Below are 12795 nucleotides of genomic sequence, written 5' to 3'. Positions count from 1 at the left end.
CTACTTCGTTTCCTGTAAAACAGTTTTTCCTGTTTTCTGTGTTTTCGCCAAGACCACTCCCAGAGGCATTTCGGCAACCATTCATTGATACCTTGCACCACCCGGTATCTCTCTTGTAATGATCAGCTGCTTACTTTTTTCTGTTCATCGTGTTTAGTTCAGTACTTGATTTAAATGTGCTAATGATTTTTCACGACCAAGCAATTCGATCGTTTCAGGCAATTCTGGGCCATGCATTTGTCCTGATACAGCTACACGGATCGGCATGAAAAGATTTTTCCCTTTTACGCCAGTTTCTTTTTGAACAGCTTTGATGGCAGCTTTTACAGTTGGAGCATCTACTACTTCCATTTGTTCTAGCTGTGCTTTAAATGCATGGAGAACAGTAGGAACTGTTTCACCAGCAAGTACTTCTTTTGCTGCTTCATTCAATACAGGATGTTCATTGAAAAATAGCGTAGACAGATCAACGATTTCTGCAGCATAGCTCATTTGAGGTTGATACAGGCTAACGATCTTCTTCACCCATTCGATTGTCTTTTCATCTGGGTTTTCTGCTACACGTCCATCAGCGATTAGATAAGGCAGACACATGTCAGTAAATGCATCTAGATCCATTGCTTTGATGTAATGGTTGTTTACCCATTGCAGTTTTTTCGCATCGAAAGCTGCGGGTGATTTACTTAGGCGTTTTGGATCGAACATTTGGATCAATTCTTGGTGATCGAAGATTTCGTCTTCGCCCACAGGTGACCAGCCCAATAATGCAATAAAGTTGAACATTGCATCTGGTAGATAACCTAATTCGCGATATTGTTCGATAAATTGTAAGATTGATTCGTCACGTTTGCTTAGTTTTTTGCCTGTTTCACTGTTGATGATCAACGTCATATGTCCGAATGTTGGTGGCGTCCAGCCAAATGCTTCATAGATCATCAGTTGTTTTGGTGTATTGGCAATATGGTCATCTCCACGTAAAACGTGAGTGATTTTCATCAAATGGTCATCGACCGCAACAGCAAAGTTATAGGTTGGCATACCATCGCGCTTTTGGATGACAAAGTCGCCGCCGATATTATCGGATTCAAACGAAATAGCGCCTTTTACCATATCTGTAAATGCGTATTCTGTATTGCGAGGCACACGGAAACGTACAACAGATTCTAGACCTTGTGCTTCTTTTTCTGCTTGTTCTTCAGGTGTCAAGTTCGCACATGTTCCTGCGTAATGAGGCATTTCTCCTCTTGCGCGTTGTGCTTCCCGTTCTGCTTCTAATTCTTCTTCTGTGCAATAGCATTTGTATGCTCGATTGCTAGCAAGTAACTGATCAATCAGCGGTTGATAGATTTCTTTACGTTCAGATTGACGGTAAGGGCCGTATTCTCCAGGATTTTCAGGAGATTCATCCCAATCCATTCCCAACCAAGCAAGGTTTTCCAACTGGCTTTTTTCGCCATCTTCGATATTACGTTTTTGGTCAGTATCCTCAATACGAATAATAAAGTCTCCATCATTGTGGCGGGCAAACAAATAATTGAACAATGCAGTTCTTGCATTTCCAATATGCAGGTGCCCAGTTGGACTTGGTGCATAGCGTACGCGTACTTTCGTCATTTTCTTCCTCTTCTTTCAAACTAGACTTTGACTAACAGTAAAAATTCCGTCAGTTACGGCTTCTCAAATATCATTTATTTAAAGCCACTCAGCACAAATTTTACCTTTTCTAAGGTAAATAGTAAAGCCAACTGGTTGAATTTCCTTACCAGTTGGCTGAATTTCTTTTTTATTTTGATTGTTTTGTCTTTTTCTCTGTCTCTTTTTTATTGTCGATCCCACGTCCTGCATGGGCAGGTTTAGCAAAGATCATGCGTCCAGCAGCTGTTTGAAGGGCGCTTGTCACAACGACTTCGATACGTTCATTCATGTAATGCTGTCCATCTTCTACGACAACCATCGTGCCGTCATCAAGATAGGCTACCCCTTGCTGGCGTTCTGTTCCGGCTTTTACTACTAGAACATTCATCGTTTCGCCAGGAATGACGACTGGTTTCACGGCATTTGCCAACGCATTGATATTAAGAACAGGTACATTTTGGAATTCAGAGACTTTATTCAAGTTATAGTCATTGGTTACGATGACACCGTCTAAAAGTTTGGCTAATTTGATCAATTTGCTGTCTACTTCGCTGATATCTTCAAAGTCTCCATCGTACATTTCGACAGATATACCTTCTTCTTTTTGCAAAGCATTCAAGATATCTAATCCGCGACGACCACGCACACGTTTCAAACTATCCCCTGAGTCCGCGATGTATTGTAGTTCGTAAAGAACAAAATTAGGGATCATCAAGGTTCCTTCTAAGAATCCAGTCTTTGTAATATCATAAATCCGACCATCAATGATCACGCTTGTATCCAAGATTTTGTATTTATGGAAATTTTCTCCTGATTTTCGTTCTAACAGTTGGCTCTCCACTTGGCTAGCTGTTTCTTGCTCGATTTTTTTACTTCGTGAACCAAAGACTTTCTTCCATTCTTCGATTCGTGTCGTTCCCATTCTCAATCCCAAATAACCTAAGATGATCATCAGTAAAATCGGCAATACACTATTGACGAATGGAATTTCCATATTGTAAAGAGGGGTTGAGATCACAACGCCTAAAGTCAATCCGATGATCGCACCGATCGCACCGAAGAGAAGATAAGTCAAACTGACCTCGCTTAGTTTTTGTTCTACTTGTTTGATAATAGCTGAGATATGTTTGGCCAACAGCAAAGATAATAAAAAGAAAATAAGTGCGCCTAACAAGCTGTTGGTAAATGTATTATTCAGCCACCCATTTGACTGTTGACCGATTGCCTGCCAAGCTGAGGGTAAAAATGAAATACCCAAGCTTGCGCCGACAATGATCATCAGCAACGTAATGACACGTTTTTGCATCGTTTTTCCTCCGTTTCGACAATCATTTATTATTTAGCGGAACACACGCTTCAACGTTTCAGCCAAAGTTGCTACTCCAACGATCTCGATTCCTTTTGGCGCTTCCCAGTTGCCTAAGTTGTTTTTAGGCAGGTAAACTTTTGTGAAGCCGAGTTTTTGGACTTCTTTGACCCGTTGTTCAATATGACTGACACGTCTGATTTCTCCAGTCAGTCCGATTTCACCGATGAAACATTCCGTCGGCTGTGTTCCTTTTTCTTTGTAGCTTGAAGCAATACTGACAGCGATAGCTAAATCAATCGCTGGTTCATTTAATTTTACCCCACCTGCAGCTTTTAAGTAAGCATCTTGATTCTGAAGAAGTAGTCCAGCTCTTTTTTCCAGCACTGCCATGATCAGAGATACACGATTGAAATCAAGACCTGTTGTTGTTCGCTTAGCATTTCCGAACATAGTAGGTGTGACTAATGCTTGGATCTCTACCAAAATTGGACGTGTTCCTTCCATTGCTACAACGATAGCAGAGCCAGTCGCACCGTCTAGGCGTTCTTCTAAGAAAATCTGTGAAGGGTTAGCGACTTCTTCCAATCCATGCTCATGCATTTCAAAAATCCCAATCTCGTTCGTTGAGCCAAATCGGTTTTTTACCGCTCGTAAAATTCGGAAACTATGATGTTGTTCACCTTCAAAATATAACACTGTATCCACCATATGCTCTAACATTCTTGGACCGGCGATCGAACCTTCTTTCGTAACATGACCGACGATAAAGATGGCAATCCCATTTGTTTTAGCGATTTTGAGTAATTCTGCAGTGGTTTCTCTTACTTGGCTGACGCTTCCTGCCACACTTGTGATGTCTGGCTGCGTCATCGTTTGGATGGAATCAATAATAACATAATCAGGGGAGATATGTTCGATGGCACGACTGATTTCATTCATATCTGTTTCAGCGTATAGATAAAATTCTGTGTTGATACTTCCGAGGCGCTCCGCGCGTAATTTTATCTGTTCTGCGCTTTCTTCGCCGGATACATACAAGACTTTCCCGCCTATGGCTGCTAATTGCTGAGAAACTTGTAATAGCAAAGTGGATTTACCAATACCTGGATCTCCACCGATCAAGACCATGGATCCCGGTACCACACCTCCACCTAGCACACGGTTCAGTTCTTCTAATTTCGTTTTGACCCGAGGTTCTTTTTTAGGGACGACGTCTGCGATTTTTGTTGGTTTCGCTTTTTCTCCTGTCAAACTGGTTCGCGTTCTGCGGTCTGTTGTATCTTGTTCGATTTCTTCGACCATCGTATTCCATTTTCCGCAATTTGGGCAGCGTCCCAAGAACTTAGGCGACACATACCCGCAATTTTGGCAAACAAATTGTACTTTTGATTTTTTTGCCATTGTACCGCCTCCTTTTATTCTAACCATGAGACATTAAATCAAGCTTAAATTTCTTTATCGTTTTATTTACTGGAAGAACCAAATCCGCCTTGACGTTGAGCAGTCGTTTGATCTTGATCTGCTTTTAAAAATGGCAAGAAGATCCCTTGACCGATACGCTCACCTTTTTTGATCACTACATCCTTGAAACCAAAGTTGGTGAATTGGAACATGATATGGCCTTCATTTGCCTCATTATTGTAATAATCGCTGTCAATCACACCCACGCCGTTCGTCAACACTAAAAACCGCTTCAACGGATTGCTTGAACGGTTAGCAAGCTGCAAAAATTCATCTTCTCCCATGTAGGCTTTGATCCCAGTAGGTACGAGGATCGGTTTCAACTGTTTTTCATTTTCTGATACGTCTTTTTTCAATGTATCTGCGACGGTTTCCAATCCTTTTTTCCAGCCTGCTTTCCAGATACTTGGAATCACGACCTCTTCTGCTGCTTCAAAATCATAGCCAGCAGCATGATGTGTAGCGCGCTGCGGTAGATTGATATTTTGCTCTTTATATTTAGAAATAACTTCAAATCCTCTTTTTCTCACCGGTTTTCCTCCCTAAATAAACTACTCCTATTCTAACATATTCGAGGCTATAAAAGACTCTCTTTACAAATTCTTCAAGAAATTCTGCTATCCTAAAGTCAACCATTAACGCGTTCTTTTACCGAACAACTGCAAGTTGTACAAAAAAACTATTTTTTACATGACTTTACTCGTCAAAACAAGTAGAATAGAACGAAATTAATGAGTGGATATTTGATTGAGGTGTCACATGCGTAAAGAAATAAAAAATGCAAAACGAATTATTGTCAAAGTAGGAACAAGTACATTGATCTATCCCAATGGAAACATCAATCTTGCAGCGATTGATCAGTTAGCTTTTGTCCTTTCCGATCTTAGAAATCGTGGAAAGGAAGTGATCCTAGTCTCATCAGGGGCTGTAGGCGTCGGTATGCATAAATTACATTTGTCAGAACGTCCGACTTTGATCCCTGAACAGCAAGCTGCGGCGGCTGTTGGTCAAGCCGAATTGATGAATATCTATAATCAAAGATTCAGTGTATATAATCAGCAGACAGCACAAATCCTCGTGACAAGAGACGTGGTAGATTACCCTGAAAGTCGTAAAAATGTGAGGAATACATTGGAACAGCTTTTGATCATGGATACGATTCCTATCGTGAACGAAAACGATACTGTCGCAGTAGATGAATTAGATCATCTGACCAAATTTGGCGATAATGATCAGCTGTCAGCAATCATGGCAAAACTTGTCGCGGCAGACCTTTTGATCGTTCTTTCTGATATCGACGGTTTTTATTCAGATAATCCGACTACAAATCCCGAGGCTCAGATGTATCGCTATATCGATAAAATCGATGAAAAGATTCTGGCACAAGCAGGTGGTGCAGGCAGCACCTTTGGAACAGGCGGTATGCAAAGTAAATTAAAAGCAGCTTCCAGGATATTTGAAGCAAACAGTGCAATGATTTTAGCAAATGGGAAAAATCCGGCAATCATTTTTGATATTCTTGCAGGAAAAGAAGTAGGTACTTTATTTAAGGAGGACTTGAAATGACTGATTTGATGCAATTAGGGCAACAGGCAAAAGATAGTGCGCAACAACTAGCACTTATGCCTACAAACCGTAAAAATGAGCTACTTGTTCAGATGGCGAAAACCATCAAAAAGAATCAACAGGCGATCATCGAAGCAAATCAGAAAGACTTAGAAAAAGCAGTCGAAAACAATATCAGTGAAACGATGCAAGACCGCTTGCAGCTGACACCTGAGCGAATCAATGCCATGGCTGCAGAGATCGAAAAGATTGCTTCGTTAGACGATCCTATTGGAAAAGTAGATGAGATGTGGACGAACACCGACGGATTGAGAATCGGCAAAAAGCGCGTGCCCCTCGGCGTGATCGGTATCATTTACGAATCTCGTCCAAATGTCACGACTGATGCAGCCAGTCTAGCGTTCAAATCAGGGAATGCCGTTATCCTTCGCGGTGGCAAAGAAGCATTCTTCTCGAACCAATTACTGGTCCAACTATTGCAGCAAGTACTGGTCAGTGCTGGCGAATCTCCTTATGCCATCCAGTTTGTCGATGATACTTCTCACGAAACTGCAGGACAGTTGATGCGATTGACAGAATACTTAGATGTGCTGATCCCTCGAGGCGGAGCAAAATTGATCCAACGAGTCAAAGAACAGGCAACGGTACCTATCATTGAAACAGGTACAGGAAATAATCACGTATACATCGATAAAGAAGCACAGTTGTCTATGGCAGTGAAAATCATCGTCAATGCAAAAGCTTCCCGTCCTTCTGTCTGCAACGCGGCAGAAACATTACTGATCCATTCTGAGATCGCACCCTTTTTCTTACCAGCCATTGAAAAAGAACTGGTAGAACACGGCGTCTCTTTACGTGCGGATGCTCGTGCGTTAGAATATCTAGAGACAGCTGCTTTAGCAGAAGAGGCAGATTGGGATACTGAATATCTAGATTATATCCTTGCCGTCAAAGTAGTCGATTCTTTAAGTGAAGCAATTGCGCATATCAACCGACATAACACCAAGCATTCAGAAACAATCGTGACAGATAGCTATTCGGCTAGTCAGCGTTTCTTGAATGAAGTGGACGCGGCGGCTGTCTATGTCAATGCCTCCACTCGTTTTACAGACGGATCGGTATTTGGTTTTGGTGCAGAGATCGGCATCTCCACTCAAAAGCTACATGCCCGTGGTCCAATGGGGTTAAATGAATTAACTTCCACAAAATATATCATTTATGGCGATGGACAAATCCGCGAATAATGTTTCGTGTGAAACATTATTCACGCCTTTTGCCTTTTTACTGTAAAGGTTCTATCCAATTAGAAAGGTGTCAATATGTTTGAAATTTTAATGATTTTTTTTATTTACCTTATTTCTCTGAATATCGCTGCTTTTCTAGGAGTCGGTATTTTATCCCTTTTTTTTCAGTTCAAAAAACGAAGCATAGGGAGTCAACGGGAAAAATGGACGCAGTATTTTGACAAAATTGGGCCAAAAGGTTTGGTTGCTCGCTTACACATCAGCTACATGGTTGCATTATGCCTGTTAGCTGGAGTCAATTACTATTCTTTTTTCGATCATTCAATTGCCTATACGATTACGTTGCTGATTGCTGGGATCTTTCACTTATCTTATAAATATCAGCTGAATAAAAACCACTTGAATCGGACTTTCCGCTAAAAAATATCCGTACGATAAGTAGGGTGCCTTGAACATCGGAAAAAAACTGCCGAACTTTTTAGGGGATGTGACAAAGATTTTGTCACATCCCCTTTTCCATATAAACAGTGTTCTCCTACCAGCTGCCTGGTAAATCTGTTTCCTCTTCGTTAAGAAGTGAAAATCCGTCAAATGTTTCGCCATCATAATAACGAAGCAGCTCATCCATGGACAAGTTCATCGTTTTTTCTTTTTCTTCTTCCGCTGATTCTGCCAATACCTGTTCCCGATACACCTGATACATACCAGCTATTTTTTGCTGCATCGCTTTTCTAGTTTCACCTTCCGCGTTGATCATTGGCAATTCTTTGATATAGCCACGATAAATCAACCGATCATCTGAAAATTCAATGGGTAATTCAACGAGTGTCAACCCGACTTCCTGAAAATATTCTTCCAGCATCTATTATCCCCCCATTCTTTTTCTTAAATGAATTTTAGCTTACCTACTGAAAATTTTCCAGTTTCATTATTTTGAGAAAAAAAGGGAATGTGACAAAAATCGTGTCACATTCCCTTTTTCCGAATAAACGGTGTTCAAAAGCCAGTTTCTCGGTATTAAGCCAAATTTATGCAAAAATGTAGAAAGCCATTTTCACAAAATTTTTCTTAATACTTGAAACTAAACGACTTTTTCACAACCTCTTCCTTAAACGGTGTTCAATCAGCTGTCCTTCGGTATTCGCTCAACAAATGGCAAAATATGAAGAACTATTTTTCCGTTGCTTCTCTAATACTCAGGTCAAAGCGCTGATTTCACAATCTCTTCCTTAAACAGTGTTCAAAAGCTTGCATCTGCGGTAATAAGTCCAACCAAACGAAAAATATGAGGAGCTATTTTTGTTTGGCTGTTCTTATTACTTGATGCAGGACAGCTTTTTCAGAACCTCTGATTTCTTATTCTTCTTCATTTGTAGCAAAATAATTACGGTGATAAATGATACAACATACACTGATAAGAACAATGGCACCTGCAAAATAAAACGCATAGCTTTCACCAATATGTTCGCCGATCACACCTGCAATAAATGGTGCTAAAGCTCCACCGAAAAAGCGGACAAAACTATAGCTGGAAGAAGCAACGTTTCGTTGCAGACCGGGTATTTCCATAGCAATCGTCGTCAACAATGTATTGATGATTCCTTGGAAAAATCCTGCTAACACAATGCTGATCGGTACAAGGACTGGCATAGAAGTTCCAGCTCCTAATAACAGCAAACAAATAATGAATAAGACAAATGCAGCTAAAATCGTCCGATAAGTCGTAAACTTCCGCTCAAGAGCCGGTGCAACGAAAATCGAAGCAATAGCCAGAAGCACACCCCAGCCAAAAAATACAAAACCGACTTCTAATTCAGAATAGCCAATCAATAAAAATGGCGCATACGCAAGTAAAGTAAAGAATCCGAAATTATATAACAATGCGATCAGTCCAACTGAACGAAGTTTATGATTGCTTAACGCTTTGACACCTTCCCAAAGGCCTACTTTTCTCTTTGGTTTCTCAGTTTCAGGTAAAAGTACCGCTAGGGCTATAAAACCGCAAAACATCAAAAAGGCTACCCCAAAAAATGGATAACGCCATGAACCGCTGCCCAAGACCCCACCGACTAGCGGGCCAACAGCCATTCCGCAGCCAAGAGCTGCTTCATACATCATGATTGCTTTTTCTGTGTTACCGACTAAAATACTGACGATCGTTGCTAAAGCAGTAGAGACAAATAAAGCATTCCCGACTCCCCAGCCAGCACGTAACCCAATCAACATACCGATATTGCCAGATAATCCACCAAGACCAGCGAATACAACGATGATAAACAATCCGGTCATCAATGTTTTTTTCAAGCCAATCCGACTAGATAGGAAACCTGTAAATAGCATCACTACACCAGTGACTAGCATGTAACTAGTAAATAACAGGGTTGTTTCAGCTGGCGTAGCGTTTAACTGTGCAGCAATCGTTTTTAAGATCGGGTCTACTAGGCCCACTCCCATAAAAGCGATTATACAGGTAGCTGCTACAACTAGCGCCGAACTTTTTCCCTTTGTTTCTTCATTTGTTTGTTTTTGTATATCTATTTGATTCTCCAATATTTCCATCCCTTTCTCTCTATTAGCATCATACATGATTTATTTTACATGTCAATATGCACATGTAAAACATGGAAATTTTACTGTGATATAATAAAGAAAATAAGACGAGAGGTAGGATTTTTATGAATACTTTAGCCTATATATTATTATGCGTGCTTTTATCCAAACCGCGTTCTGGGTATGAATTGAAGCAGCTGATCACGATTTTTTGGGAAGCTCATCACAGTCAGATTTATACGACGCTTGCCAAGTTAGATCAGCAGGGTTATGTGACCGTTTTGGACAAAGACGAGCACTCTCAAAAAAAGATCTACCACTTAACTGATGAAGGACGTGCCCTTGTAGAGGAATGGATCAAAGAGGAGACCCCAGCTCCTACGCAAAAAGATGAATTTTTAGCAAAAATCTATGCTTTTTCAACACTCGACAAAACAACAGCTACTGGACTGCTATTCACTAGAGAACAACAGCTGAACAAAATCATGCAAAAAAATCAAAAAAAATTGAATGACCTCTCGCTAGACAAGAGACAAGAATTTGGGCGTTATGTTGTGATCCAGCGCCGAATCATGCTTTGTCAGCAGGAACTCCAATGGTGTCAGCAAGTAAGAGAACAAATGCAGCCGTTTTTTGAGTAATGGATAAACAGAATCTTTCTAGATTTATCTATTAAGCAACGAATCCTCTTCACTAAAAGAACGATACAGCTGAAAAAGAAAAACGATCCGAAAGACAGGCAAAAACCTATCGTTCGGATCGTTTTTCTTTCTAGAACTGCATTGAAGGGACTGTGACAAAAAGCAGGTCACAACCTTTTTTTCAAATAAACAGTGTTCCATCATTCATTGCTTTGAATGGCTTTCAACACACTTCTTGAAAGTGGGCCAACGATGATCAACTGCAACGGTAAAGCGGCAATCACATTCATTTTCCAAGCATTCATATAAGCAGAGAATAATTGATCAGGTATTCCTTGTTCCATGATCACACCAAACAAAGACATACATGTGACCATTCCTAAAACCATCAAGCAGGAAATAGTTAAGATCATTTGGATCTTGCTTTCTGGATTTACTGGTAGTTTAAAGGCAATTTTTTTCGCCAGCACACCGATGATGAAGACATCCAAAATGAAAGCCACCACGAATCCAGGCACTAGACCAATCAACAAACTTGATAAATGAAGATCTTGATGCAGCCATAAATTATACGCGCTCATCCCCAAGACCATCAAAAAACACATCATTGTTGTAAAAATTATTCCTTCTTTTTTATTTGTAGGCAATCTGTACCACTCCTTTAAATTTGTCACGAAAATCATCGTAGCACATTTAAAAATTTCTCGTAAGTACTTTTTTTATTTTCTGCCCTTTTATTTCATAAACTTCATCAGCCGTACGCTCGACAAAGTAGGAATCATGAGAAGTAAACAAAATCGTTCCCGGATATACTTGCATCAGCTGCTCTAAAGCTTCGATCGTTGCCATATCAATGAAATTAGTCGGTTCATCTAACAGCAATACATTACTTGGCTTAGTAAAAAGCAAAGCAATCGTCAAACGGGTCGCTTCTCCCCCACTTAACGTACACAACGGTTTCATCAAAGTTTCCTGAGCAAACCCTAAGTGATTCAGCAAACTACGGACAAGCGATTCCGAAAACTCTGTTTGTCTCATGACAAAACGAATGACGGATTCTTCAGATGTCATTTGATAATCCTTTTGCTGATAGACTTGAAAGCTTACTTTCGGAGAGAGAAGGATTCCTTCTCCTTGTTTGCGGATATGTTCCAATAAGGTTGTCTTACCTGAACCATTTTCGCCGACAATCGCGATTTTTTTACCTAAAGAAAATTGAAAATCGCTATTTATCAGTAATATTCTTCCGTTTCTTTCCAATTGGATATTTTGTCCCATGATTGGATAACGATTGTGGAGTGCAAGAGATTTTGGTACTGGAAAACGGATTTGTTTCATCTGTTGCGGCTTAGTTGTTTCTCCTATTTTTTGGAGTCTTCTCTCTAATGTTTTCGCATTCTTTTGGATGGCTTTTTGTACACTGTCTTTTTGTTTAGAGGAAGACAACCGATCCGGTCTGATTTGTTGCTTTTTCTTTTTACTAGACACTTTTTCCAACTTTTCCGCTTGTTTTTTCTTTTCTTGGATCGATTTTTCCAATCGTTTTTTCTCTTTCATGATCGACTCTGCTTCTCGTAGCTGAGTCTTTTTCTCCAATTCCTTTTGAGTGAGATAGGCACTATAATTCCCCGAAAACTCTCGGATTTCTCCGTCTTTTACTTCCCAGATTTTCGTTGCCAGCTCATCTAGAAAATAGCGGTCATGACTAACAAAAATCAGCGTGCCATAATAATAACGAAGCTCTTCAATCAGTCGATCCACACTTTTTCTATCTAGATGGGTCGTCGGCTCGTCTAGAAGCATCCCTTGTTCATAAGAAGAAAGAAGACGTATCAACTCGATCTTTCGTTCTTCCCCTCCACTCCATTTCCGTTCCGAAGTTTCTTCCAGTTTTAACTGGAAATGACTGGCTAATTCCAAATTCAGATCCTTTGTTTCAGCAAGATAGGTTAATTGAGGCAGATAGTTGAAAGTGATCTCTGTTTGGATTTTCCCTTGATTGGGGATAAGTTCTCCGGCTATCAGTTTCAGCAACGTTGATTTACCGACTCCATTTTCTCCTATGATTCCTATCCGATCTTGCTGATAGACACGAAGAGAATCAATAGATAATTCTAACTGGTTACCAAAACGAACTTGCAGGTTTGTTATATTTATTGCTAAATTTTCCATATGTTTTACACTCCTATTTCATGTAAAACAACAATTATCGATACTAAAAAAGAGCAGAAAAATCTGTTTGCAAAAAAACTGCATAACATCTTTTCCTACTCTGAACGAAATAACTATGACTAAATCATCAAATCTGTCATAGCTTTCACCTATTCTACTGTCGTTCGAAAAAATGGACATACTCCACCCATGAAATTGTTGTTTATACATGTCTTTT

At 40.1% G+C, this 12795-nt stretch carries 12 protein-coding genes and 1 other annotated feature (1 of these 13 only partly in view); of the genes, 4 read left to right on the top strand and 8 right to left on the bottom strand.

Features of this window, described 5'->3' with window-relative positions; translation table 11 throughout:
- Positions 1-157, bottom strand: a binding site (T-box leader) (it extends 84 nt beyond the left edge of the window).
- From gltX to AB3I00_RS09475, 4 genes are all read right to left on the bottom strand, one after another.
- The gene (gene gltX / locus AB3I00_RS09490) at positions 154-1614 is read right to left on the bottom strand and encodes a glutamate--tRNA ligase (RefSeq protein WP_368025118.1); all 1461 of its coding nucleotides are present in this window, start codon (positions 1612-1614) and stop codon (positions 154-156) included. (Overlaps the previous feature by 4 nt.)
- 169 nt (positions 1615-1783) lie before the next feature.
- Entirely contained in the window at positions 1784-2941 is a 1158-nt protein-coding gene (locus AB3I00_RS09485; protein WP_002287448.1) for a PIN/TRAM domain-containing protein, read from the bottom strand.
- A gap of 33 nt (positions 2942-2974) precedes the next feature.
- Positions 2975-4345 (bottom strand): DNA repair protein RadA, encoded by a 1371-nt coding sequence (gene radA, locus AB3I00_RS09480; protein WP_002293096.1) that lies wholly within the window; start codon positions 4343-4345, stop codon positions 2975-2977.
- A gap of 62 nt (positions 4346-4407) precedes the next feature.
- Positions 4408-4935 carry a dUTP diphosphatase gene (locus AB3I00_RS09475; RefSeq protein WP_002315871.1) on the bottom strand — a complete coding sequence of 176 codons (528 nt, stop codon included), beginning with the start codon at positions 4933-4935 and terminating at the stop codon, positions 4408-4410.
- 229 nt (positions 4936-5164) lie between these two features.
- On the opposite strand from AB3I00_RS09475, the gene proB reads away from it, so the two are divergent.
- From proB to AB3I00_RS09460, 3 genes are all read left to right on the top strand, one after another.
- Positions 5165-5971, top strand: coding sequence for a glutamate 5-kinase (proB, locus tag AB3I00_RS09470; RefSeq protein WP_002287451.1), 807 nt, complete (start codon positions 5165-5167; stop codon positions 5969-5971).
- Positions 5968-7215 (top strand): glutamate-5-semialdehyde dehydrogenase, encoded by a 1248-nt coding sequence (locus tag AB3I00_RS09465; RefSeq protein ID WP_002329828.1) that lies wholly within the window; start codon positions 5968-5970, stop codon positions 7213-7215. The genes proB and AB3I00_RS09465 overlap by 4 nt, the downstream gene beginning before the upstream one ends.
- A 75-nt stretch (positions 7216-7290) precedes the next feature.
- Positions 7291-7635: a hypothetical protein gene (locus AB3I00_RS09460; protein ID WP_368025117.1), complete on the top strand. Its 345-nt coding sequence runs from the start codon at positions 7291-7293 to the stop codon at positions 7633-7635.
- Positions 7636-7750: 115 nt separating this feature from the next.
- Here the strand turns inward: AB3I00_RS09460 and AB3I00_RS09455 are convergent, their stop codons facing one another.
- Both AB3I00_RS09455 and AB3I00_RS09450 read right to left on the bottom strand, forming a co-directional pair.
- Positions 7751-8077: a hypothetical protein gene (locus AB3I00_RS09455; RefSeq protein ID WP_368025116.1), complete on the bottom strand. Its 327-nt coding sequence runs from the start codon at positions 8075-8077 to the stop codon at positions 7751-7753.
- Between the two features lie 494 nt (positions 8078-8571).
- On the bottom strand, positions 8572-9774 hold the full coding sequence (locus AB3I00_RS09450; RefSeq protein WP_368025115.1) for an MFS transporter: 1203 nt from the start codon (positions 9772-9774) through the stop codon (positions 8572-8574).
- 116 nt (positions 9775-9890) lie between these two features.
- On the opposite strand from AB3I00_RS09450, the gene AB3I00_RS09445 reads away from it, so the two are divergent.
- Positions 9891-10406 carry a PadR family transcriptional regulator gene (locus AB3I00_RS09445; RefSeq protein ID WP_002310468.1) on the top strand — a complete coding sequence of 172 codons (516 nt, stop codon included), beginning with the start codon at positions 9891-9893 and terminating at the stop codon, positions 10404-10406.
- A 200-nt stretch (positions 10407-10606) separates the two neighbouring features.
- On the opposite strand, the gene AB3I00_RS09440 is transcribed toward AB3I00_RS09445, so the two are convergent.
- Positions 10607-11053 (bottom strand): DUF2798 domain-containing protein, encoded by a 447-nt coding sequence (locus AB3I00_RS09440; RefSeq protein ID WP_002310470.1) that lies wholly within the window; start codon positions 11051-11053, stop codon positions 10607-10609.
- 46 nt (positions 11054-11099) lie between these two features.
- A complete protein-coding gene (gene msr(C), locus AB3I00_RS09435; protein WP_368025114.1) occupies positions 11100-12578 on the bottom strand; it encodes an ABC-F type ribosomal protection protein Msr(C) in 1479 nt (492 codons plus the stop codon).
- Between the last annotated feature and the right edge of the window lie 217 nt (positions 12579-12795).

The sequence above is a fragment of the Enterococcus sp. C76 genome (genome assembly GCF_040886985.1).
Lineage (GTDB): Bacteria > Bacillota > Bacilli > Lactobacillales > Enterococcaceae > Enterococcus_B > Enterococcus_B lactis.
The sequence above is the reverse complement of the archived record's forward strand: the minus strand, read 5'-3'. Positions and strand labels throughout refer to the sequence as shown.

Excerpts from the sequence above, each read along its gene's own strand:
- gltX (WP_368025118.1), bottom strand. The coding sequence starts at position 1,614 with ATGACGAAAGTACGCGTACGCTATGCACCAAGTCCAACTGGGCACCTG.
- AB3I00_RS09485 (WP_002287448.1), bottom strand. The coding sequence starts at position 2,941 with ATGCAAAAACGTGTCATTACGTTGCTGATGATCATTGTCGGCGCAAGC.
- radA (WP_002293096.1), bottom strand. The coding sequence starts at position 4,345 with ATGGCAAAAAAATCAAAAGTACAATTTGTTTGCCAAAATTGCGGGTAT.
- proB (WP_002287451.1), top strand. The coding sequence starts at position 5,165 with ATGCGTAAAGAAATAAAAAATGCAAAACGAATTATTGTCAAAGTAGGA.
- AB3I00_RS09465 (WP_002329828.1), top strand. The coding sequence starts at position 5,968 with ATGACTGATTTGATGCAATTAGGGCAACAGGCAAAAGATAGTGCGCAA.
- AB3I00_RS09460 (WP_368025117.1), top strand. The coding sequence starts at position 7,291 with ATGTTTGAAATTTTAATGATTTTTTTTATTTACCTTATTTCTCTGAAT.
- AB3I00_RS09455 (WP_368025116.1), bottom strand. The coding sequence starts at position 8,077 with ATGCTGGAAGAATATTTTCAGGAAGTCGGGTTGACACTCGTTGAATTA.
- AB3I00_RS09450 (WP_368025115.1), bottom strand. The coding sequence starts at position 9,774 with ATGGAAATATTGGAGAATCAAATAGATATACAAAAACAAACAAATGAA.
- AB3I00_RS09445 (WP_002310468.1), top strand. The coding sequence starts at position 9,891 with ATGAATACTTTAGCCTATATATTATTATGCGTGCTTTTATCCAAACCG.